This is a genomic window from Curtobacterium sp. MCLR17_042 (assembly GCF_003234695.1).
GTDB lineage: Bacteria > Actinomycetota > Actinomycetes > Actinomycetales > Microbacteriaceae > Curtobacterium > Curtobacterium flaccumfaciens.
The window spans coordinates 79,169-100,144 of record NZ_QKTD01000015.1 but is presented as its reverse complement, the minus strand read 5'-3'; the positions used below and the strand labels follow the sequence as shown (position 1 = coordinate 100,144).

The following is a 20,976-nucleotide window of genomic DNA, read 5'->3' as shown; positions in this document are numbered from 1 at the left end:
CCACCGACCACGAAGGAGCACACCATGAGCCTCGACCTCCACAAGAGCACCGGCGCCGGAACCGTCACCGACGAGCGCGCCTGCCTGCCGAAGCCCGTCCTGCCCACCCTGCACGACGAGCGCACCCCGTCCTTCGGTCGCTGGCTCGGACAGATCAACCACACCGACTGACCGACCGTCGGGAGCGACGGCACGCACGGCCCGCCGACGGCCCGGCCCCTCGCCGCGCACTGCTACCGTGCACCCATGTCCTGGGGCCGGCGGTACTACGCGCTGCAAGCCGTCGGTGGAGCGGCCTGGTGGATCGCCGTCGCGACGCTGCCGTGGATCCGCACGGCGACGCTCGGCTCGCTCGACCCGGTGCTCGTCGCCGTGTTCGACGTCCCGCTGTTCGTCGTCGCCTCGGCGCTCGCCGCCGCCGGTGTCCGGGCCGCCGCGGTGGGCACGACGGTGTGGACCGCCCTGGTGCTGGTCGCCCTGAGCGTCTGGGCCACCGTGACCGGCGAGGCCGGCTGGGGCGTGCTCGTCATGCTCGCCGCCACGATCGGCTCGGCCCTCGCCCTCGCCCTGGTGCTGCTCGGACGGGTCCCGACGGAGTGGGTGACGAGCGGTCCGCTGCGGATCCGCACCGCTGACGCCAGCGCCCCGCGCTCCCGGCACGTCACCGCGACCGTGCTGCAGATCGTCGTCTTCTGGGGCCTGTTCCTCGGGGTGTTCCCCCTGCTCATCGCGTTCGCCGAGCAGCGCTGGGGCCTGCACCCGGACCTGCCCGCACCCTTCGTCACCACCCTCACCGTCGTCGGTGTGGTCGTGCTCCTGCTGGCCAGCGCGCTCGGCATCGCGTCGGCAGCGGCGATGTCGACCAAGGGCGAGGGCACACCGCTGCCCTCGGCCACCGCGAACCGCCTGGTGGTCGCCGGGCCGTACCGGTCGGTGCGGAACCCGATGGCCCTGGCCGGCATCACGCAGGGCGTCGCCGTCGGCCTGCTGCTGTCGTCGTGGCTGGTCGTCGTCTACGCGATCGCCGGTTCCGTGGTCTGGAACTGCATCGTCCGCCCGCTCGAGGAATCCGACCTGGCGGAACGGTTCGGCGACGACTTCCGCCGCTACGCCGAGCAGGTCCGGTGCTGGGTGCCGCGGTGGCCGGTGCCGGCACGCGTGGGTTCGCTGCCGCTCAGCTCGTCGCGCCGCTGATGTTGACGAGCCACGACACCCCGTGGCGGTCGGTCAGCATGCCGAAGGTGTCGCCCCACGGCGCGGTGGTGAGTGGTTCGACGATCGTAGCGCCCTGGGCCAGGCCGTTCCACCAGCGCGTCAACAGCTCGTGGTCGTCACCGCTGAGCGACAGCGAGATGCTGCTCTCCGCCGGCGTCGGCATGCCGGACGGCGCGTCCGAGGCCATCAGGAGCAGGCCCTGGTCGCCGTCGAGCTGGCCGTGCATCACCTTGTCGGCGTCGGCGGGGTCCTGGCTCATGCCGGCTTCACCGAACGTGCCGATGGTGAGCGTGCCACCGAAGACCGAGTGGTAGAACTCGAGCGCTTCGCGGGCTCCGCTCCGGAACCCGAGGTAGGGGTTGAGGCGAACGGTCACGACGGTCTCCCTCGTCCTGCGCGGGCGTCGTCGCCCGCGTCGTGATCATGCTGGCAGAGTGCGCGTCCCGGCGAAAGCGGCAGGCGCACGGGTGCTGGGCCGCGCCGGACGGGAGGCGCGTGGCGGCGCCGCCACGGGCCTCCAGGCCGTCACTCGGCGGGGTCCACCACCGGCGGTCGCGCGGACGGGGCGAGCTCACGGATGCGCTTGGCGGGGACGCCTGCGTAGACGCCGTGCGCCGCCAGGCGGCCGACGACCACGGCGCCGGCCGCGACCACGACGTCGTGCTCGATGTGGGCGCCCGGCAGGATCGTGGCACGGCCGCCGATCCAGACGTGCTCCTCGACTACCACCGGGCGGCCGGTCGCGACGTCGCTCCACCGGCCCTGGGCGTCGATCTCGTGGTGGCTCGTCATGATGAGCACCTGCATCCCGATCGCGGTGTTCGCCCCGATGGTCACGGGGGCGACGGCCTCGACGGTCACGTTCCGGTTGCAGAAGACACCCCGGCCGATCGTGAGGTGCTTCGGGTCACCCGTCAGCGAGAACCCGGTGCCCACACCCGACTCGGCGCGTGCCCCGGCGGCACGGAGCAGCAGCCGCCGGACGATCCGGGGCAGCAGCGGGGATCCGAGCAGCGCGGTGAAGACGAAGTGTTCTCGGGCGTAGGAGGCGTCCTCGACGAGCCGGCGGCCGAACGTCGACGGATCGGTCGTCGGCGGGACGGCCGCAGCCGGGACGGGTGGTGCTGCTGAGCCGGCCATGGGGTCTCCAGTCGTCGTGGCTGCGTGTCCGTGCAGCGCAAACGTAGGGCGACGATCGTCGGCGATCGGCCGGACGGCGGGCGGTTGCGGGATTCTTGCGGGCCCGCGCGGCCAGTCGTCTACGCGCGGGCGCCGTCGCGCGCGGTGGACGCCGTCTGCCGGGGCAGCTCGCCGAACTCCTCGCGGTAGCTCCCCGCGAACCGGCCGAGGTGGGCGAACCCGGTGGCCCGGGCGATCTCGGCGATGCTCCGGCCGTCGCCCGACTCGAGCTGTTCGCGCGCGAGCAGCAGCCGGATGCGACGCAGGTACATGGTCGGGGTGATGCCGTGGTGCCGCTGGAACGCCGCCTGCACGCCGCGCACGCTCAGGCCGGCGGCCTCGGCGACGTCGTCGACGGTGATCTGCTCGGTGGCGTGCTCGAGCAGGAAGGTCTCGGCGCGGGCGAAGCGGGCGGTGGAGGCCATGACCGGCTCGTGCTGCCCGACCGGCCAGTGCGGGATCGCGGTGAGCAGACCGCCGGCGGCGAAGCGCGCGAGCTCCCGCTCGCGTTCGACCGGGACGGCGTCCGGTCCGGCCAGGACCTCTTGTGCGATGGACCGCACCATGAGCCACCAGGCAGCGAGCGGCGCGCCCTCGGGGACGTGCCGCGGACGGAACTCGATGGGACCCGGGGCCCAGTCGCCGCGCTCGGCCGCGACCTGTTCGACGATCGAGCGGTCGATCCGCAGGACGTCCTTGTTGCAGGCGATCCAGCGGAAGCGCTGGGGCCCCTGACGGAAGAGCGTCGGCCGGCCGATCTTCACGGTGTTCTCGTCGAGCTGGGCGACTCCGGACTTCATCCAGAAGATCATCATCGCGTCGCCGGGCTCGATCGTGCCGCTCAGGACCCCGGTGCAGCGGGTCGACTCGAGCGACAGCAGCGCCGTTCCGCGCACGCGCTCCTCGAACACGAACTCGGCGTCCGTCGGTTCGACCGACAGCCCGTGGGTGATGTGCGTCCGAGCCATCGCCTCGGCCGCCACCGACGGCTCGGCGGTCTGGATCTCCCGCAGCAGGCGGTGCATGGTCTCGGGCACGTGACGATCCTGACGACAAGTCGGCGTCGGCGCAACGAGCGACGCGCCGTGTTCCTGTACGGCGGCCAGCCGAAGCCCTGTTTGCTGTGCGGATGGAGGCCCGGACATGAAGCAGATCCAGTACGACCGATCGACGATCTTGACGAGCGACGACGTGGCCGACGCCGTGATCGAGTACGCCGCGGCCCTGGCCGGTGGCAACCGGGCGGACACCGTCGCGATCCCCTCGGTGGCGACGGACGGCACCATGACGACCACCAAGGTCCTCATCGGTCCGTCGAGTCAGCTCGTGGTCGAGGACGCCGAGGAGGACGAACTCGAGCGCGAGGACACGGAGTTCGTGGCACGGCTGCGGGCCGCCGCGCTGACGTTCGAGCACGACGAGGTGATCCACGCGGACACCCGGACGGACCTGACCGAGGGGCCGGTGGCGTAAGCAGCGCCCCCGCGGAGCGACCGCTCAGCGCCCGAGGTCCGGCGGCGTCGCGTTGGGGTCGACGGCGAGCACGGCCTCGGTGCGCCGTGCGATCTCGACCAGGAACGCGTCGCCCTCGGGCTCGAGGTCGTCATCCGGGGCGGGCTCCACGGCCACCGGGACGGACGGGGCCAGCAGCACCTCGACGGTGCTCGCCACCCCGAAGTCGTCGGCCGTCGGGATCGACACGACGTCGCTCAGCCGACTCTGGTGCAGTGCGGCGGCGTACCGGATCACCGCGTCGGCGATCGAGTCGCTCGTCAGGACACGGACGGTGCCCGCGTAGTTCACGTACTTCAACGTTGCTCCCTGGTGAAGAGGAGCTTCCGTCGCGGTGACGGTTCCCTGATCCGGTGCCACGGTAGGCGGCCGACGTGCCGGGTACACATCTTCGAGCACCGAACGGGGTACGCCGTGACCCTGGACAGGCGTTCAGTGGCGCCCGCCCAGCATCGGGGACGTCCAGGGAAACCGACCACAGGGAGAGACATGACCGAGCAGCAGCAGCCCCCGGGGAGCGACCAGGAACTCACCCCGGAGGCCGACCACGGCGAGGAGTCGTACCGCGGCTCCGGCAAGCTCACCGGCAAGCGGGCCGTCATCACCGGTGGGGACAGCGGCATCGGGAAGGCCGTCGCGATCGCGTTCGCGCGCGAGGGTGCCGACGTCCTGATCAGCTACCTGCCGGAAGAAGAGGACGACGCGCAGGACACGAAGCTCTGGATCGAGGAGGCCGGTCGGAAGGCCGTGCTGTTCCCGGGCGACGTGAGCGATCCCGCGTACTGCCGATCCGTCATCGACCGGGCGGTCTCGGAGCTCGGCGGGCTCGACGTCCTCGTGAACAACGCCGCCTACCAGATGACCCACGAGACGATCGAGGAGATCAGCGACGAGGAGTGGGATCACACCCTCGCGACGAACCTCAGCGCCTACTTCCACCTCGTCAAGGCCGCGCTGCCGCACCTCGGCCCGGGGTCGTCGATCATCGGCTCGAGCTCGGTGAACTCCGACAACCCGAAGCCGAACCTGGCGCCCTACGACGTCACCAAGGCGGGCGTCGCGAACCTGTCGGCCGCGCTGGCGCAGCTGCTCGGGGAACGCGGGATCCGCGTGAACAGCGTCGCCCCCGGTCCGATCTGGACGCCGCTGATCCCGTCGACGATGCCGCCGGAGCAGGTCGAGCAGTTCGGCAAGCAGTCGCCGCTCGGCCGTCCCGGCCAGCCGGCCGAGCTCGCACCCGTCTACGTGCTGCTCGCCAGTGACGACGGCAGCTACGTCTCCGGCGCGCGGGTCGCCGTGACCGGCGGCACCCCGATCCTGTGACGGGACGCCGGTCCGGCAACGGGACCAGGTGACGGACGGGAGGCCCGGGGCACGACGTGCGCCGGGCCTCCCGTCCGTCGTCGGGGGACGCTCCTGGCTGAACCGCCGCCCACCGGGGCCGGCCTACGTTCAGGGCCATGTCCACGCGAGCGAAGACCGTCACGGCGCTGTTCGGCGCCGCCACCGTAGCCCTCCTGCTCACCGCCTGCGACCCCGGCGGAGCGCAGAACATCAACCCCGTCGGCAAGGTCCCCGGCTCCGAGGAGAAGTCCCAGTCGGCCCAGTGCGACGTGGCCGCCAGCGCCGCCGTCGACATGATCGACAAGGCGGTCGGGTCGCACGACACCACCGAGTTCGCGAACATCCAGAAGGGTGACGGCGGCTGGTACCTCGGTGCCGCGATCGTCCCCGCGGACAGCAACGACTCGAACGACGACGAGGTCACCATCTGGGCGACCACCGCCGACCCCACGGCCGACGACTTCGACGGTCCGCTGTACGCCGTGAACGACGTCGCCAAGCAGGCCGTCGCCGACGAGACGACCACCACCTCGGATGCGCCGACGCCGTTCGCCGACGACTCGAAGGCCGCCGAGCAGGTCGAGAGCTGCGTCGTCGAGGCGTCCGACCGCTAGTCGTCGGACACCGCGCAGTGGCCGATCAGTCCTTGGGCTGGTCGGCCACTTCCACGTCCACGTGGTAGTCGTCGCCGCCGTCGGTGCTGATCGTGGACACCGAGTCGTAGACAACGTCGTAGCCCGCCGTGTTCACGTCGCAGTGCACCTCGGCGCCGTCCTCGATCGCGATGTCGTCCGCACCGCAGTCGACCTCGGGCGTCGCGTCCGAGACGTCGGCCAACGCGTCGACGACGACGCGTTCGAAGGCGTCCGGTGTGACGGTCCGTGACGCCGACGACGATGCCGTGCACCCGCTGAGCGTCACCGCCAGGGCGATCGTCGCGATGAGCGTCGTGAGTGCGGTGATGGCGCGCTGGTGCTGCATGGTGTCCCCCGTGGTCCCCTGGCCGCTGCTCGCCCCGAGATCGGGGACCGGCCGTTCCTCGACGACAGCGGGAAGGTGCGAGGACGTCTGCCACGAGTTCGGGTCAGGAGCAGACGTCCTCGCGCTACGACGCCGTCGGGTTCGACGCGGTGGTCATGACGAGGCCAGCCCGGGAACGGGGGGGTCGGGCACCCGCCGGTAGGGTCCGGCGGGGTAGCTTCCGGAGACTGTACGTCGACCACGGCTCAGACGTGTCCATGTTCCGCAGGAACCGGACAGTGCCCGACCATCCGCCGCGCGCCCGGCTGAGCGTCCGCCCGAGGAGTCGTGAAGGCCCGTTCAGCAGCGTCGCAGTTCACTAGACGATCGTCTTCTGAGCGCCTACGGTTCCCAACACCCCGTTCCCCTCCCGAACCGTGAGAGACCGCATGCGCAGCCCCCGCCAGACCACCGTGCTCGAGACCGGCCGCTGACGTGGCCGCGGCGAAGGCGACCGTCCTGCTCGTGAGCGACTTCCCCCTGTCGGCGATGCGGGGTGAACGCGCCGCGCTGGTCGAGCAGGCGAAGGCCTTCGCGGAGTCCGGTCACGTCGTCTGGGTGGCGACTCCGCGCTCGAGCGAGACCGCGGAGCTGCGGAAGCACGGCGTCCGCCTGTTCGAGGTCGAACCGTCGATCAGCGCCCCGGAGAGCGACCTGCCGGTGGTCCGCAACTCGGTCCGCGTCCGCCGGTGCCTCGGCACGCTGATGCTCGAGGAACGGATCGACCTCGTCGTCACCCACTCGGACTTCGGGCTCGCCGCGGCGGCGCTCACCACGGCGCGCTCCCTCGAGCTGCCGACGATCCACACCGTGCACGGTTCGGCGCCGGTCCGGGGCCGGACCGCGGCGGCGATGGCGCCCCTCGCGCGGCACGCGCACCGTGTGGTGACCGGCATCCGGCCCACGCGGCACCGCTTCACGGGGCACCCCATGGACGACGCGCGCCGCAACATGGCCGTGGCCGTCTCCGGGGCGGCCGACGTCGTCGTCACCCCGACGACGCGGCAGGCCCGTGTCCTGCGCGAGGCCGGCGTCGGCCCGGTCCACGTCGTGCCCAACGCCCTCGGCCGCCGGCCGGTCGAACCGCCGCCGGCGCCGGAGCTCGGCCCACTCCGGCTCGTCTGGGCGTCGCGGTTCACCCCGGACAAGCGCCTCGACGTCCTCCTCAACGCGATCCGGCTGGTGGAGATCCGACTCGGGGCACACGCCGTGCGGGTCGACGTCGCCGGCGGGACCGTCCCACCGACCCGCACGCCGGTGTCGGTCCGTGTCCACGGCCGCCTGTCGTCGCAGGCCGTCCACGACCTGCTGCTGTGCGGGCACGCGGCGGTGGTCTGCTCGCTCGAGCACGACGGCCAGCCGATGACCGCGCTCGAGGCATTCCGGGACCACCGCCCGGTCATCGTCTCCGACATCCGCCTGGCGAGCGAGTTCGGCTCCGCCGCCGTCCTGACCGACGACGAGACCGCGTTCGGGCTCGCCACGACGATCATCGAACTCGCCTCGGACCGGACGCTGCTGCGGCCGCACACCGCCGCCGCCGTCGAGCACGCGCGGCTCGCGACGGCGGAGCGGCACACGGATCAGGTCCTCCGGCTGGTCGCCGGCAGCTGCCGGCCCTGAGTGACGGCTCCCCCGCGAGCGCGCGCCGCCCTGGGCGCACCACGGGACGGACTGGAGGCGCGGTGCGGGCCCGCCCCGTGCCTCCAGTCCGCAGGCGGTCGAGCAAGGAGAACGCCCCGATGAGGAGGGGGGATCTCATCGGGGCGTTCCGTTCGTGGGGCCGCGTCAGGCGGCGAGGCGCGCAGCGAGCGCGGTGGCGCGGGACCGGAGGTCCGCGTAGGTGGCCTCGTACGCGTCCGGCGTGCCGACGCGCGAGGGGTTCGGCAGCGACCAGTGCAGGCTGTCGCCGTCGTCGATCGACTCGTGCGCGCGGTCGCAGACCGTGACGACCAGGTCGCCGTCGGCGACGAGGTCGCGGAAGGCACGCGGGACGTGGTCGCCGAGGTCCAGGCCGTGGCGTTCCCCGACGGCGACCGCCCCGGGAGCGATGGCGGCCGCCGGACGCGTCCCGCCGGACACTGAGCCGATCTCGCTGACCTGCGCCCAGACGCCCGCGGCCAGCGGGGAGCGCGCGGAGTTGCCGGTGCAGACGAACAGCACGCGGGACACCGGTGGCCGCACCGCTGCCGAACCGTGCGGGACACCGCTCGGCTCGAGGTGCAGGTAGCTGCGGCGCCCGTCGCCGTCGGAGCGGCGTCGCGTGACCAGACCGGACTGCTCGAGAACGCGCAGGTGGTGCGCCAGGAGCGGGCCGGAGATCCCGAGGGCGGCCCGCACCTCGCTCGGGCTGGCGTCGGACGCGGCGAGCAGGTCGACGATCGCCAGGCGGGCGACGTCGCCGAGGGCCGCGTGCTGCGCCGCACGCCGCTCGAGGTCCTGCCGCCGACTGTTCATCGGTTCAATGTTGACTGAACCATCTGCCGTCGTCAAGATGAGCGGGTGACGACCAGCCCCGAGCCCCTGCGGTCGTCCGCGGCATCGGTGTTCCTGGTGTTCCTGCGGCTCGGGCTGACCTCGTTCGGCGGGCCGGTCGCACACCTCGGGTACTTCCGTGAAGCCTTCGTGGTGCGTCGCCGCTGGCTGCGGGACGACGCCTACGCCGACCTCGTCGCGCTGTGCCAGTTCCTGCCCGGACCGGCGTCGAGCCAGGTGGGGATGGCCCTCGGGCTGCAGCGCGCCGGGCTGCTCGGGCTCCTCGCCGCGTGGTGCGGGTTCACCCTGCCGTCCGCGGTGCTGCTCGTCGCGTTCGCCCTGCTGGTGTCCGGTACGCCCGACCTGGCCGGCGCCGGGTGGCTGCTCGGGCTGCAGGCCGCCGCAGCCGCGGTGGTGGCACAGGCGGTGCTCGGCATGGCGCGCTCGCTCACACCGGACCGCCGTCGGGCGACCATCGCGGCCGCCGCCGCGATCGTGGTGCTGCTCGTCCCCGGCCCGGGGCCGCAGGTCGCGGTCATCGCGGTGTGCGGTGTGGTCGGCGCGGTGTGGCTCCGCGGCGTCGTCGCGCCACCCGAGGACGTCGCCGACGCCGAGGTCGCCGTGCACCTCCCCCGCTGGGTCGCCGTGTCGGCGCTCGTCGCGTTCGCCGCCCTGCTCGTCGCGGCACCCGTCGCCGCGAGCGGCACCGGGGCCGTGCGCCTGTTCGGGGTCTTCGCGCAGGCTGGCTCGCTCGTCTTCGGCGGCGGCCACGTCGTCCTGCCGCTGCTCGAGTCACAGACCATGGCCACGCACCTGGTGGGCCACGCGGACTTCCTGGCCGGGTACGGCGCCGCACAGGCCGTGCCCGGGCCGCTGTTCACCTTCGCCGCCTACCTCGGCGCCGTCGCCGACGGCAGTCCGAGCGGGCTCGTCGGCGCGGCGGTGGCACTCATCGCGATCTTCCTGCCTGCGGCACTCCTGGTCATCGGCGCCCTGCCGTTCTGGCACGTGCTCCGTGCCCTGCCGTGGGCCCGACGCGTGCTGGCCGGCGTGAACGCGGGCGTCGTCGGGCTCCTCGCCGCGGCGCTCTGGGACCCGGTCATCACCGAGGGGGTCCGCTCGGCACCCGCACTGGCGCTCGCCGTGGCCGCCTTCACCGCCCTCACCCGCTGGTCCGCTCCCCCGTGGGCCGTCGTCATCGGAGCCGGCCTGCTCGGCGCCGTCGTCCTCTGATCGGAGCACTCCGCATGCCCACCGTCCTGTTCGTCTGCGTCCACAACGCCGGCCGTTCCCAGATGGCCGCCGGCTTCCTGCAGCACCTGGCGGGTGGCCGCGTCGACGTCCGGAGCGCCGGCTCCGAACCGGCCGACCAGCTCAACCCGGTGGTCGTCGCGGCGATGCTCGAGGAGGGCATCGACATCCGGAACGAGCAGCCCGCCCTGCTCAGCACCGATGCCGTCCGCGCCGCCGACGTCGTCATCACGATGGGGTGCGGGGACGCCTGCCCGGTGTTCCCGGGCAAGCGCTACGAGGACTGGGAGCTCACCGACCCCGCGGGGCTCGACCTCGACGCCGTCCGGCCGATCCGCGACGACGTGCGCGCGCGGGTGCAGGACCTCATCGCCCGGACCGCTCCCTGACGCGGTCGAGCAGGCGGTCGACGAGCTGCTCGCGCCACGGGACCGACGACCAGACGTGGTCCGCGCCCTCGACCGCGGTGAACGTCGCCCCGCTGAGCAGTTCGCCGTAGCGCCGGCCGTACTCGACCGGGACGATCTCGTCGGCAGTGCCGTGCAGCACGTCGACCGGCCCGTCGTACCCGCGTGCCTGGGCGTAGACGTCGAGTCCGTCCCGGACCTCGTCGACGAACCCGCGCCCGAGGGCGGTCCCACCGAAGTCGAACCAGCCGCGGTCACGGACGGGTGCGAGCGGCTGCCCCTGGATGGTGTCGTGCACGGCGATGTCGTCGACCACGACCCCGGCCGGCGACCACAGGGTCAGGCTCCGGACCAGGTCGGGGACCCTCGCCGCCGCCATCGCCGACTCGACGGCACCCAGGCTGTGGGCGACGACGTCGATCGGTGCCCCCTGGTCGGCCGAGAACGACCGGATCATCGTGACGACCTGCTCGACCTCGTCGCCGATCGAGATGTCCGCGAACCGTCCGTCGCTCGTGCCGTGCCCGAGACGGTCGTAGGAGCGGACCGTCAGACCGGTGTCGGTCAGGGCGGTCGCGGCCTGCACGAAGAGCTGGCGCGGACCGATCGACGAGTCACCGAACCCGTGCACGAACAGCACCGAGCCACCGGCAGCCGAGGGTGCCGACGCCGGGCGGTACTCCCACCCCCGGAGCGCCCCGCCCCGGTGCTCGAGCCGGATGCTCGTCAGAGCACGCTCCAGCGGACGTTCCGCGGTCATGCTCAGTTGCTCCGGTCGGCGAACCCGGCCGGCAGGTCGGCGGGCGCAGTGTCGACGACGGTCTCGTCGTCCTGGCCGACGAACTCGAAGAGGGTGATGTGGGCGAACTCGGGGACGACGTAGATCGGGTAGGTGGGGCCGGCGTCGCGGTACTCGCGCATCCGGTCCAGGTGGTCGTTCTGGAACAGCACGGTCTTGCTGCCGTCCTCCTCGACCCAGTGCGGGAAGAAGATCGTGCCGTGCAGCACGCGCTCTCCCGGCACCACGGTCACGACGACGCTCGTGCCGGTCGGCTCGTTCCACGACACCTTGTAGACGCCGGCGGTGAGCACCACGAGGTCGACCTGCTGGTCCTTGACCCAGCGCCCGCCGACCATGCCGGAGTGGATGCGGTAGTCGATGGTGGTGGCGTTCTTGACGTACATCTCGTACTGCCAGCCGTTGGCGTACGTGTAGATGAACCGGTGTCCGACGATGCCGGAGAGGTCCTGCGACGGGACGGGCTGTGCGACTGAGGTGGTGATCGTCATGCACCCATCCTGCGCCAAACATAGTTTTGTTGCAAACCTTTTTCGAGGACCTAAGCTGAGGACATGGGCAGCGAGCACGACACCGCAGGACTCCGGGACATCGCCCGGCGGCTCAGCGACCAGGTCGGCCCGTTCCGCCGCACCCTGCTGAACGCATCACGTCGTGACGGTGCGCTGCCGGAACTGCCCGACGCCCAGATCGAGGTCCTGCGACGACTCGACGAGGCCGGGTGGCTCACGCCGACGGCGCTCGGCCGGTCCCTCGGCCTCGCCCGCTCCACGGTCAGCAACCTCGTCACCGCGATGGAACGCGGCGGGCTCGTCCACCGGCGGCTCGCCACCGGTGACGGCCGCAGCACCGAGATCGCCCTGACCGAGCTCGCGTCCGAGCGGCTCCGGGTCTACGACGCCTCGGCCGAGCACGTCCTGGTCGGCGCGCTCGAACGCCTGGGCCCGGATGGGGTCGACGCACTGCGCGCCGCGCTGCCCGTGCTCGCCGAGCTCCGTCTGGCCATCGACGAGCCCGGAGCGTAGGGATCGGCTGACAGTGCGCGTGAGCCGTCCCACAGGTCCGGACCGTCGATCACCAGCGGGAACGGGTCACCCTGGCAGCGCGCGTACAGGCCACCCTGGAGGCGCGCACCGCGACTGAGAAGCCGGTCACGGTCGCAACGTGTGGCGGCTCCAGGGCGCGCGTCGGCTTCCAGGGTCCGGTTCCATCGTTCTGCCGTGCAGACGACATCACTTCTCCCCATCTTCGCCAAGGCGTGTGCGGTGGCAGCTCCGGTCGCCATCGCCGTGTCGCTCGTGGCCGGTCCGGCCGTGGCGGCACCCCTCCACACCTCCACCTCCGTCACCACGGCGACCTCCGCGCAGCACACGGTGGACCGCGTAGCGCGGACGACCTCGGGTGGCACGGCGGTCTCGCGGCTCGACCGTCGCGCCGAGCAGCGCAACGAGGCCACCGTCCGGCACCTGTTCCGGTGCGCGTTCCGGTCGCCCGCGTCCGCGAAGGCCCGTGCGGCTGCACGGTCCGCCGTCGCGACCGGTGCCGTCGCGCACGGTGCGACGAGCGCCTCGGGTCCGTCCGCGTTGCTCGCCGAGTTCACCGCCGACCGCTCCCGGGTGCCCGGCGCCCACGCCGTGATCAAGCACATCGCCGGTGACGCGGACCTGGTGGCCGTGCACTGGCAGATCACCGCGAAGCCGAAGGACGAACGCACCGGTGACGCCGCCGTCGACCTGTTCCGCATGCGCGACGGGCGCATCAGCGAGTGGTGGGCACTCCGTCAGACGGTGCCGACGGGGACCCCGGCCAGCGGCAACACGAACAGCATGTTCAGCGACCTGTACCCGGCCGCGAAGCGTGACCGTCACCTGACCGAGCGGCAGGAGGAGCACAACCGAGTGCTCGCCGTGACGGCGTACAACCGGCTGTTCCGCGACCACGACGTGTCCGTCCTCGACGAGAAGTTCGACCCGGCGTACCTGCAGCACAACTCGGTCGCCGCGAACGGCACGGCCGCGCTCAAGCAGTTCTTCGCCGGCAGCGCCGCGCAGAGCCTGCCGAAGCAGGAGTCCGTCATCTCGCTCGCCGACGGCGACCTGGTGTGGACGTTCTCGAAGCCGGTCGGGGCGAAGGCCGACGCACCGTTCGGCGCGGCCGACCTGTTCCGGGTCGACGACAACCTGATCCGCGAGCACTGGGACGTCGTCCCGACGAGCTGAGGCTCGGCCGGAGGAGCCGCGCGTCTCAGGACGCGCGGCTCCGTCGCGCCCGCTCCTTGATCGCGGTGATGACGGCCGTCTTCGCCTCGGCGTAGGCGTTCATGTCGTCCCAGCTCCGGTCGAGCAGCTCCCGCTTCGTCCGTTCGTACAGCGCCCGGTCGTCGGCGTCGGCGCGCAGGTGGTCACGGAGGAGCAGGTACTCGTCGACCGCCGTCGCACCCCGCTCGTAGACGTGCACGTGGACGTCGCGGGCCGGCGTCCGGACCAGGCGGTGGCGCGGCTCGCGGACGCGCAGCTCGTACCCGGCGGCGAGGAGCTGGTCGAGGTACGTGGCCTCGGCGGTGATGTCGGCGACGACGACCACGATGTCGACGATGGGCTTCGCTGCCAGGCCGGGGACGGCCGTGGAGCCGATGTGCTCGACGACCGGGGCGTCCGCGCCGGAGCCGGGGAGGGCCTCCAGGATGCGTCGCCGGTGGTCCGCGAAGACCGCAGCCCACCCGCTGTCGGCGGGGTGCAGGGTCACGGTGACCGGTTCCGGGCCGCCGATGATCTCGACGGTCGTGACGTCCGGGCGGGTGTGGTCCTCGTCGTGGTGCACCCGGACATGATCGCAGTCCGTGGTCGTGGTCGTGGTCGTGGTCGCGGTCGCGGTCGCCGTCGCGGTCGCCGTCGCGGTCGCCGTCGTCGATCGCGTCAGAGCTTCGCGGGGAACGCCGATCCGCGGCCGATGACGGTGAGGAGCGCCGCGACCGCCCCGAACACGATCATCACCACGGCGAGCACCAGCCCGTCGGAGGCCGTCAGCAGGGCGGCGCCGAACAGGCCGGCCGCGAAGATCGCGATGTTGAACGCGACCGGCAGGAACGCGCTCGCGACGTCGGCGTCCTCGCCGCCGGCGGTCGTCAGGGCGGCCTGCAGCTGCGTGGAGGAACCGCCGAAGCCGATGCCCCACAGGCCCGCGGCCACCAGGACCGCGACCGGCGACGTGTGGCCGACGAGCAGCACCACGCCCGCCAGGACGAACAGGCCGACGCTGCCGTGCAGCAGGGGTCGGGGGTGCCGGTCGAGCAGCGCGCCCGTCACGACGACGCCGAGGATCGCGGCGATCCCGTAGACGAGCAGCACCAGCCCGGCGCTCAGGTCGGTGCCGGTCGCCCGCAGGTACGGCGAGATGTACGTGTAGATCGTGTTGTGCGCCACCATCCACGTCGCGATCACCGCGAGGATGACCGCGATGCCGCGGATCCGGAACACCTTCACGACGGACAGCTTCGCGGCGCTCGTCTGCCCCGGGGCGTCCGGCACGAACAGCGCGATCAGCGCCAGGACCACCACGCCGACCAGGCTCAGCCCGATGAACGACGACCGCCAGCCCAGGGCGTTGCCGATGAAGGACCCGAGCGGGGTGCCCAGCGCGAACCCCACCGGCGCGCCCGTCGAGACGATCGCGAGCGACACCCCGGCGAAGCGGGCCGGGCTGATCCGCCGGGCGTAGGTGGCGAACATGCCCCAGATCGTCCCCGACATCGCGCCGGCGACGAACCGCGTGACCAGTGCGACCGCGACGTTCGGGGCGAACGCGGTCAGGGTGTTCGCGACGAGGAGCACGGCGATGGCGGCGACGATGAGCGGCTTGCGGCGGAACCCGCGGGTCAGGGCGATCGCCGGGACCGTGGCGATGACCGTCCCCATCGCGTACGCGCTGACGAACAGGCCGACCGTGCCCTCGCTCGTGCCCATCCCGTCGGCGATCGCCGGCAGCAGCCCGGCCGGCATCGTCTCCATGGCGACCAGGAGGAACCCGATCGCGGCGAGCAGGGCGAGCGGGAACCAGGGCAGTCGACCGTCGGTGGCCCGGTCGGTCGTGGGGAGGTCGGAGGTCGTCGTGGTCACGGACCGACGGTAGGGGCATCGTCCGGCGCAGAGGGAGGTTCGGCTGGACCCCGTTTCGCCGGAGCCTCACTGGGCGGGTGGTGGTGGGGCTTCGATGGTGGTGTCCACGAACCGAGGGAGCCCCGATGCAGGTCCGAACCAGACGCCGTCCGGCCGCGGGTCCGCACCTCGCGCTGCGTCCACTCGCGCTGGCTCCGGTCGTCGCGCTGGTGGTGGGGGCGCTCGCCGGGTGCAGCGGCGTCGACCGCGCGGAGCTGCCGGAGTCGGCGCCTGCGTCCGCGGCCGCGACTGCGACTGCGACTGCGACTGCAGCTCCCACGATCACCACCCCGACGGAGGCCGACCCCGTGCACATCACCATCGAGCTCGACGGCGAGACCCTGACCGGCCGGTTGACGGGCAGTGCGACGGCGCGCGCGCTGGCCGCCCGGCTGCCGGCGACGCTGACCTTCGCCGACTACGGCGGGCAGGAGCAGATCGCCCGGCTCCCCGCGCCGCTCGACACCACCGGCGCCCCGAGTACGAGCGATGCGCCGGCGGGCACCATCGCGTACTACGTGCCGGACCAGTCGATCGTCCTGTACTACACGGACGTCGGCAGCTTCTCGGGGATCGTGCCGATCGGCACCGTCGACGACTTCGGAGCGGTGCGCGACCTGCCGTCCGGCGCCGCCACCATCCGAGTGCGCGGCTGACGGGCGTCCGCCCCCTTCCCCGCGTCCCCGCCTCCCCTCGCGTCCCTTCCATCGAACAGGAATCACACCCCATGACCGGAACCAGCACCTTCCTCATCACCGGCACGAGCCGCGGGATGGGCACCGACTTCGCCCGGACCGCCCTCGACGCCGGGCACCGGGTCGTGGCGACCGGACGCGACCCCGAGCGGGTCCGCGCCGTCCTCGGCGACCACGAGCGCCTGCTCGCCGTCGCGCTCGACGTGACCGACCCGGAGTCGGTCCGAGCCGCAGTCGACGCCGCGACCGACCGCTTCGGCGGAGTCGACGTCCTGGTGAACAACGCCGGGAGCTTCCAGGCCGGGTACTTCGAGGAGATCTCGGCCGAGCAGTTCCGCGCGCAGATGGAGACGAACTTCTTCGGGGCGCTCGCGGTGACGCGCGCCGTGCTCCCGGTCATGCGACGGCAGCGATCCGGGCACGTCGTCAGCATCAGCTCCACCGCGGGCATCGTCGCCGGCGCCGGTGGGAGCGCCTACTCGGCGTCGAAGTTCGCGCTCGAGGGCTGGATGGAGGCCCTGCACGACGAGGTGGTGCCCTTCGGCATCCACACCACCGTGGTCGAGCCCGGCTTCTTCCGCACCGACCTGCTGGCCGAGGGCGACTCGACCTTCTGGGGCGACGTCGCGATCGACGACTACGCCCCGCTCTCGGCCGGGTCGAAGGAGTTCTTCCGCGGCATGCGGGGCAACCAGTCCGGCGACCCCGCGAAGCTCGCGCAGGTGCTGCTGACGCTGATCGCGATGCCCGAGCCGCCGCTGCGGTTCGCCGCCGGCGCGGACAGCGTGGCGGGGATCGTGCAGAAGGGACAGCAGCTCGTCGACCAGGCGCAGGCGTTCCCCGAGCTGTCGACGACGCTCGACCTGGATGCGTGACGACTGCCCCTTGCCGACTTTGGCTACGGGTATTAGCCTCTGAGTTACTACCCGTAGCCGAAGGAGCCACGTCATGCTCGAACACCTGGACACCGAGGGCGGCACGATCGCCTACGACCTCTCCGGAACAGGCCCGCTCGTGGTCCTCGCCCACGGCATGGGCGACAGCCGGCACGCCTACCGTTTCGTCGTACCGGAGCTCGTCGCGGCCGGCTACCGGGTGGCGAACGTCGACCTCCGCGGCTGCGGCGACTCGAGCACCGGGTGGGACGGCTACCAGCGCACCGACATCGCACGTGACCTCGTCGCCGTGGCCCGCCACCTCGGTGGCCCGGCCGTGGTCGTCGGGCAGTCCATCAGCGGGGGCGCGGCGACCATCGCCGCAGCCACCGCACCGGACCTGGTCGCGGGCATCGTCGAACTGGCGCCGTTCACGCGCAAGCAGTCCGTCGACCTGGGCGGACTCCTGCGCAACCGCCGACACCGCGCCGGCACCGTCCAGCTCGCGCGGGTCATGACGAGCGGCAGCCTGCCCGGCTGGCTCGCGTACCTCGACATCGCGGTCCCCGCCAAGCCCGCCGACTGGGCGACGGAGCGCAACCGCATCGAGACGACCCTGCGGCGACCGGAGCGGATGGCGGTCCTCCGCGCCATGACCCGCACGTCGCCCGCCGACGCCGGCGAGCAGCTGGGTGCCGTCCGGTGCCCCGTGCTGGTCGTCGAGGGCAGCGCCGATCCGGACTGGGCCGTGCCCCGCGCCGAGGGCGAGCGGATCCTCGCCGACCTGCCGGACGGCCTCGGCGAACTCGCCGTGATCGACGGCGCCGGCCACTACCCCCACACCGAGACGCCGGCAGCGCTCCTCGCCCTGCTGCTGCCGTTCCTCGCCCGCACGCTGCCCGTCGCAGGTCCCGTTGCCTAGGGCGGGGCTCGACCCGGCGACCGTCACCGAGGCCGCGGCGACGCTGGCCGACGAGATCGGCCTCGCCCAGCTGAGCATGAGCGTCGTCGCCGACCGCCTCGGGGTGAAGGCACCGTCGCTGTACAAGCACGTCGACGGACTCGGCGACCTCACCCGCAGGATCGCGATCCTCGGCGCGAACGAGCTCGGTGACGCACTCCGCGACGCCATGCAGGGGCGCAGCGGTCGGAGTGCGCTCGAGGCGGCGGTGCAGACCGTGCGCCGGAGCGTCCGGGAGCACCCGGCGCGGTACCAGGCAGCCGTCAGCGTCCGGCCGACCGGTGCCGATGACCCCCTGGCGGTCGCACTCGGCCGCACCCTGGCGTCCTTCGCCGCGGCGCTCCGCGACTACCCGCTCGACCCGGCCGACGAGGTCCACGCGCTCCGGGTGCTCCGCAGCGTCCTGCACGGGTTCGCCACGATCGAGGCATCCGGCGGGTTCCAGATGGACACGGACGTCGATGCGAGTGCCGCGTGGATGGTCGACTTCCTGGATCGCGGCTTCCGTGCCGCGACGACAGGGTGACCGTCACCACGGCGACGCGCCCGTCGAGGCCCGTCGGTCACGACCCGCTCCGTGGCGGCCTGCGGTTCCTGGCGGAGCTCGTCGCGTGGGTGGCCGTGCCCTGGGCGCTCTGGCCCCACTCACCGGTGCTCGCGATCGCCGCCGTCCTGGTCCTCGTCGTGCCGCCGGCGGTGTTCGGGACCCCGGGTGACCGCCCCGGCGGCGACCCGCCGGTCACGGCACCGGGAGCGGTCACGATCGCGTCGGTCCTGGCGCACCTCGTGGGGGCGGTCGCGGCGGCGTGGGTCCTGTGGCCGATGGCGGTCGCGATCGCCGTCACCGCCCTGTGCGTCGCCGTCGTCGTCTCGGAACAGCCGCGGTGGCGGGCGCTGGTCGGACGCGGGCGCTGAGCCGTTCGTAGGCTGACGCCATGGCAGCAGCAGACGAGACCGGTCCGTTCTGGCACGGCACCGTGGCGGCCCTGCAGCCCGGGGAGTTCCTCTCCCCCGGCTTCCATTCGAACTACCGCCCCGACGTCGTGATGAACCACGTCTACTTCACGGCGACCCGCGACGGAGCAGGGCTCGCGGCCGAACTCGCGGCCGAGCTCGTGCCCGGCGACCGCGAGCCGCGTGTGTACCGTGTCGAGCCGACCGGTCCCTTCGAGGACGACCCGAACGTGACGGACAAGAAGTTTCCCGGCAACCCGACCCGGTCGTACCGCAGTGCCCTCCCGCTCCGTGTGGTCGGCGAGGAGACCGGGTGGACACGGCTCACCCCGGAGGCGTTGCGCCAGTGGCGGGAACGGCTCGTCGCGCTCCCGCCCGAGGAACGCGGCGAGATCGTCAACTGACCGGCGTCAGGCCGCGATGATGTTCGGGGCGAACCGGCACCAGTAGTCCGTGATCGGCCCGTCGGACTCGCGGATGCCGACTCCGAAGGACTCGCCGCCCACGACCCACGACCCGAGCACCGGGTGGTTGTGCCCGTTCGACCCCGGGAAGTCCGGGAGCTCGTGGTACTGCTGCCACACCCGTTCGGCCCCGGAGCCGGGGCGCCGGTACTCGCGACCGTTCGTCGTGACCGAACCGTCGGATCGGTGCACCGCGATGCCGTCGCCCTCACGCCCGAACACGGGCTTCACGACGAAGTCGCGCATGCCGTTCGGACCGTCCGCGAAGGCCGGCAGCAGGTTCGGGTGACCCGGGAACAAGCGCCAGAGCGCGACGAGCAGCAGCTTGTTCGACAGGAACATCTTCCACGCCGGCTCGTACCAGCGGCCGAGCCGCCCGCGGTCGCTGACCAGGAAGGCGCCGAACTCCTCGTCGCCCTGCGCCCGGTCGTCCCCGGAGACGAGGTCCTCCCACGGGTACAGCTTGAAGAGGTTGCGGATCACCGGGTACTGGGTCCCCGGAGCGTCCCCGGGCAGCGTGAACACGCTCCGCGACGAACCGACCGGCTCCTGGTCGCCGACGAACTGGCGGGCCGTCGCGTGCCAGCCGATGTCCTTCATCTCGATGCCGGTGTGCTCCCACCCGGCCTCCCCCGCCAGGTCGCGCATGTAGGCCACCGTGTCCCAGTCCTCGCCCGCCGTGTCGAGGTCGGAGTGCGCCACGAACAGTCGGCCACCGTCCTCGGCGCGCAGGGACTCGTGCAGCAGTGTCCGCCAGCGCGCCACCATCGCCTCGTGGATGCCGTTCCACTGGTCGGTCTCGGCGGACAGTTCGCCGGTGGCGAGCCGGTCCTGCATCCAGTGCCACTGCGTGACCGATGCCTCGATCAACCCGGTCGGGGTGTCCCCGTTGTACTCGAGCATCTTGGCGGGTGAACCGTCTCCGGCGTAGGCCAGGTCGAACCGCGCGTACAGGTCGGGCTCATCGTGCTCGAGCGACCACGCGGCGAGGTCGAACCCGGCTCGCGTCAGGCCCAGCGTGCCGAGGGCGCCGGTGGCGAGGTACCGGGCGGCTTCGAGGCACATCCGGTGCAGTTCCTCGGTCTGCCGCTCGAGCGCCTCGACCTCCGGCAGCGTGAAGACGTACGCGGCGGTGTCGTTCCAGTACTCGACGGGCGTGCCGTCGTCGCGGACGGACCGCGAGTAGATCAACCCGGTCTGCTGGATCCGGCGCCGCCAGTCCGGACGCTCGGGGAACTCGATGCGCTCCATCAGCCGCCGAACCCACCGTGTCCGCCGGCTCCGCCGAAGCCGCCCTTGGTGACCGAGCTCCCGCGGGACGAGACGCCAGCCTTCGCGGTCTTCCCGGCGGGCAGGGCGCTCGTGCCGCCGGAGACCGCATCCCCGACGCCGGGGACCCTCGTGGCACGGTTGGCGAAGAGCGGCAGGAAGTACCAGCCGGCGTGCCCGCCGTGGTTGTTGCAGTCGTCGTCCGGCAACCGCTTCTCGGTCGCGTTGTCGCGGCAGATCTTCGCGTAGTCACTGTCGACGCCGGCGCCCTCGCCGCACCCGGTCAACGACGCTGCCAGGGCTGCGACCACCCCGATGGAGATGACACGGGAAGCACGGCGACGAACACTCACGAAGGGGAACAGTACCGCTCACCACGGACCGGTGTCCGCGTCGGCACGT

Annotated in this window: 28 protein-coding genes; 16 read left to right on the top strand and 12 right to left on the bottom strand. The window is 72.4% G+C overall.

Features of this window, described 5'->3' with window-relative positions; genetic code table 11:
• Window positions 1-24 precede the first annotated feature (24 nt).
• Together DEJ02_RS18530 and DEJ02_RS14695 are read left to right on the top strand one after the other, a co-directional pair.
• Window positions 25-171 carry a hypothetical protein gene (locus tag DEJ02_RS18530; protein WP_164941096.1) on the top strand — a complete coding sequence of 49 codons (147 nt, stop codon included), beginning with the start codon at window positions 25-27 and terminating at the stop codon, window positions 169-171.
• A 75-nt stretch (window positions 172-246) separates the two neighbouring features.
• Complete coding sequence (locus tag DEJ02_RS14695; RefSeq protein WP_111033575.1) at window positions 247-1,194, top strand: isoprenylcysteine carboxylmethyltransferase family protein; 948 nt, start codon at window positions 247-249, stop codon at window positions 1,192-1,194.
• Here the strand turns inward: DEJ02_RS14695 and DEJ02_RS14690 are convergent.
• From DEJ02_RS14690 to DEJ02_RS14680, 3 genes are all read right to left on the bottom strand, one after another.
• Window positions 1,175-1,591 carry a VOC family protein gene (locus tag DEJ02_RS14690; RefSeq protein ID WP_027465416.1) on the bottom strand — a complete coding sequence of 139 codons (417 nt, stop codon included), beginning with the start codon at window positions 1,589-1,591 and terminating at the stop codon, window positions 1,175-1,177. The two genes, DEJ02_RS14695 and DEJ02_RS14690, sit on opposite strands and share 20 nt — an antisense overlap.
• A gap of 149 nt (window positions 1,592-1,740) precedes the next feature.
• Window positions 1,741-2,355 carry a DapH/DapD/GlmU-related protein gene (locus tag DEJ02_RS14685; protein WP_111033574.1) on the bottom strand — a complete coding sequence of 205 codons (615 nt, stop codon included), beginning with the start codon at window positions 2,353-2,355 and terminating at the stop codon, window positions 1,741-1,743.
• A 119-nt stretch (window positions 2,356-2,474) separates the two neighbouring features.
• Window positions 2,475-3,431, bottom strand: a complete 957-nt coding sequence (locus DEJ02_RS14680) for an AraC family transcriptional regulator (RefSeq protein WP_181440374.1) — start codon at window positions 3,429-3,431, stop codon at window positions 2,475-2,477.
• A 106-nt stretch (window positions 3,432-3,537) separates the two neighbouring features.
• Here DEJ02_RS14680 and DEJ02_RS14675 point away from each other — a divergent pair, with 106 nt between their 5' ends.
• Window positions 3,538-3,867 carry a hypothetical protein gene (locus tag DEJ02_RS14675; protein WP_111033572.1) on the top strand — a complete coding sequence of 110 codons (330 nt, stop codon included), beginning with the start codon at window positions 3,538-3,540 and terminating at the stop codon, window positions 3,865-3,867.
• Between the two features lie 24 nt (window positions 3,868-3,891).
• On the opposite strand, the gene DEJ02_RS14670 is transcribed toward DEJ02_RS14675, so the two are convergent.
• Window positions 3,892-4,206 (bottom strand): hypothetical protein, encoded by a 315-nt coding sequence (locus DEJ02_RS14670; protein ID WP_146249298.1) that lies wholly within the window; start codon window positions 4,204-4,206, stop codon window positions 3,892-3,894.
• Window positions 4,207-4,395: 189 nt separating this feature from the next.
• On the opposite strand from DEJ02_RS14670, the gene DEJ02_RS14665 reads away from it, so the two are divergent.
• Together DEJ02_RS14665 and DEJ02_RS14660 are read left to right on the top strand one after the other, a co-directional pair.
• Window positions 4,396-5,229 (top strand): SDR family oxidoreductase, encoded by an 834-nt coding sequence (locus DEJ02_RS14665; protein WP_111033570.1) that lies wholly within the window; start codon window positions 4,396-4,398, stop codon window positions 5,227-5,229.
• Window positions 5,230-5,366: 137 nt separating this feature from the next.
• On the top strand, window positions 5,367-5,864 hold the full coding sequence (locus DEJ02_RS14660) for a hypothetical protein (RefSeq protein ID WP_110863897.1): 498 nt from the start codon (window positions 5,367-5,369) through the stop codon (window positions 5,862-5,864).
• A gap of 25 nt (window positions 5,865-5,889) precedes the next feature.
• Here the strand turns inward: DEJ02_RS14660 and DEJ02_RS14655 are convergent, their stop codons facing one another.
• Window positions 5,890-6,231, bottom strand: a complete 342-nt coding sequence (locus tag DEJ02_RS14655) for a hypothetical protein (protein ID WP_111033569.1) — start codon at window positions 6,229-6,231, stop codon at window positions 5,890-5,892.
• Between the two features lie 504 nt (window positions 6,232-6,735).
• On the opposite strand from DEJ02_RS14655, the gene DEJ02_RS14650 reads away from it, so the two are divergent.
• A complete protein-coding gene (locus tag DEJ02_RS14650) occupies window positions 6,736-7,893 on the top strand; it encodes a glycosyltransferase family 4 protein (RefSeq protein ID WP_146248682.1) in 1,158 nt (385 codons plus the stop codon).
• Window positions 7,894-8,058: 165 nt separating this feature from the next.
• Here the strand turns inward: DEJ02_RS14650 and DEJ02_RS14645 are convergent, their stop codons facing one another.
• Entirely contained in the window at window positions 8,059-8,727 is a 669-nt protein-coding gene (locus DEJ02_RS14645; protein WP_111033567.1) for a MarR family transcriptional regulator, read from the bottom strand.
• 45 nt (window positions 8,728-8,772) lie between these two features.
• Between DEJ02_RS14645 and chrA the strand changes: the two genes are divergently transcribed.
• Together chrA and DEJ02_RS14635 are read left to right on the top strand one after the other, a co-directional pair.
• A complete protein-coding gene (gene chrA / locus DEJ02_RS14640) occupies window positions 8,773-9,978 on the top strand; it encodes a chromate efflux transporter (RefSeq protein WP_111033566.1) in 1,206 nt (401 codons plus the stop codon).
• Between the two features lie 14 nt (window positions 9,979-9,992).
• Window positions 9,993-10,385, top strand: a complete 393-nt coding sequence (locus DEJ02_RS14635) for an arsenate reductase ArsC (protein WP_111030197.1) — start codon at window positions 9,993-9,995, stop codon at window positions 10,383-10,385.
• On the opposite strand, the gene DEJ02_RS14630 is transcribed toward DEJ02_RS14635, so the two are convergent.
• Both DEJ02_RS14630 and DEJ02_RS14625 read right to left on the bottom strand, forming a co-directional pair.
• A complete protein-coding gene (locus DEJ02_RS14630) occupies window positions 10,363-11,163 on the bottom strand; it encodes an alpha/beta hydrolase (RefSeq protein ID WP_111033565.1) in 801 nt (266 codons plus the stop codon). The genes DEJ02_RS14635 and DEJ02_RS14630 overlap by 23 nt on opposite strands.
• A 2-nt stretch (window positions 11,164-11,165) precedes the next feature.
• Complete coding sequence (locus DEJ02_RS14625; RefSeq protein WP_017885669.1) at window positions 11,166-11,693, bottom strand: phenolic acid decarboxylase; 528 nt, start codon at window positions 11,691-11,693, stop codon at window positions 11,166-11,168.
• 63 nt (window positions 11,694-11,756) lie between these two features.
• Between DEJ02_RS14625 and DEJ02_RS14620 the strand changes: the two genes are divergently transcribed.
• The gene (locus DEJ02_RS14620) at window positions 11,757-12,227 is read left to right on the top strand and encodes a MarR family winged helix-turn-helix transcriptional regulator (protein ID WP_017885670.1); all 471 of its coding nucleotides are present in this window, start codon (window positions 11,757-11,759) and stop codon (window positions 12,225-12,227) included.
• A 240-nt stretch (window positions 12,228-12,467) separates the two neighbouring features.
• Complete coding sequence (locus DEJ02_RS14615; protein WP_111033564.1) at window positions 12,468-13,421, top strand: nuclear transport factor 2 family protein; 954 nt, start codon at window positions 12,468-12,470, stop codon at window positions 13,419-13,421.
• Window positions 13,422-13,446: 25 nt separating this feature from the next.
• Here the strand turns inward: DEJ02_RS14615 and DEJ02_RS14610 are convergent, their stop codons facing one another.
• Both DEJ02_RS14610 and DEJ02_RS14605 read right to left on the bottom strand, forming a co-directional pair.
• Window positions 13,447-14,022, bottom strand: coding sequence for a GrpB family protein (locus tag DEJ02_RS14610; protein ID WP_111033563.1), 576 nt, complete (start codon window positions 14,020-14,022; stop codon window positions 13,447-13,449).
• 95 nt (window positions 14,023-14,117) lie between these two features.
• Window positions 14,118-15,317, bottom strand: a complete 1,200-nt coding sequence (locus DEJ02_RS14605; protein WP_111033562.1) for an MFS transporter — start codon at window positions 15,315-15,317, stop codon at window positions 14,118-14,120.
• A gap of 125 nt (window positions 15,318-15,442) precedes the next feature.
• Between DEJ02_RS14605 and DEJ02_RS14600 the strand changes: the two genes are divergently transcribed.
• The 6 genes from DEJ02_RS14600 (at window position 15,443) to arr (ending at window position 19,245) form a co-directional block, all read left to right on the top strand.
• Window positions 15,443-16,012 carry a cyclophilin-like fold protein gene (locus DEJ02_RS14600; RefSeq protein ID WP_111033561.1) on the top strand — a complete coding sequence of 190 codons (570 nt, stop codon included), beginning with the start codon at window positions 15,443-15,445 and terminating at the stop codon, window positions 16,010-16,012.
• Between the two features lie 71 nt (window positions 16,013-16,083).
• Entirely contained in the window at window positions 16,084-16,926 is an 843-nt protein-coding gene (locus DEJ02_RS14595; RefSeq protein WP_111033560.1) for an SDR family NAD(P)-dependent oxidoreductase, read from the top strand.
• Between the two features lie 73 nt (window positions 16,927-16,999).
• A complete protein-coding gene (locus DEJ02_RS14590; protein WP_111033559.1) occupies window positions 17,000-17,848 on the top strand; it encodes an alpha/beta fold hydrolase in 849 nt (282 codons plus the stop codon).
• Complete coding sequence (locus DEJ02_RS14585) at window positions 17,841-18,413, top strand: TetR/AcrR family transcriptional regulator (RefSeq protein WP_111033558.1); 573 nt, start codon at window positions 17,841-17,843, stop codon at window positions 18,411-18,413. The genes DEJ02_RS14590 and DEJ02_RS14585 overlap by 8 nt, the downstream gene beginning before the upstream one ends.
• Entirely contained in the window at window positions 18,410-18,802 is a 393-nt protein-coding gene (locus tag DEJ02_RS14580) for a hypothetical protein (RefSeq protein ID WP_111033557.1), read from the top strand. The genes DEJ02_RS14585 and DEJ02_RS14580 overlap by 4 nt, the downstream gene beginning before the upstream one ends.
• Window positions 18,803-18,822: 20 nt before the next feature.
• On the top strand, window positions 18,823-19,245 hold the full coding sequence (gene arr, locus DEJ02_RS14575; RefSeq protein WP_111033556.1) for an NAD(+)--rifampin ADP-ribosyltransferase: 423 nt from the start codon (window positions 18,823-18,825) through the stop codon (window positions 19,243-19,245).
• A gap of 6 nt (window positions 19,246-19,251) precedes the next feature.
• Here the strand turns inward: arr and DEJ02_RS14570 are convergent, their stop codons facing one another.
• Window positions 19,252-20,556, bottom strand: coding sequence for a glutathionylspermidine synthase family protein (locus tag DEJ02_RS14570; protein ID WP_111033555.1), 1,305 nt, complete (start codon window positions 20,554-20,556; stop codon window positions 19,252-19,254).
• Window positions 20,556-20,927 (bottom strand): tRNA-dihydrouridine synthase, encoded by a 372-nt coding sequence (locus DEJ02_RS14565; RefSeq protein ID WP_258378749.1) that lies wholly within the window; start codon window positions 20,925-20,927, stop codon window positions 20,556-20,558. Before DEJ02_RS14565 ends, DEJ02_RS14570 begins: the two co-directional genes overlap by 1 nt.
• Window positions 20,928-20,976 lie beyond the last annotated feature (49 nt).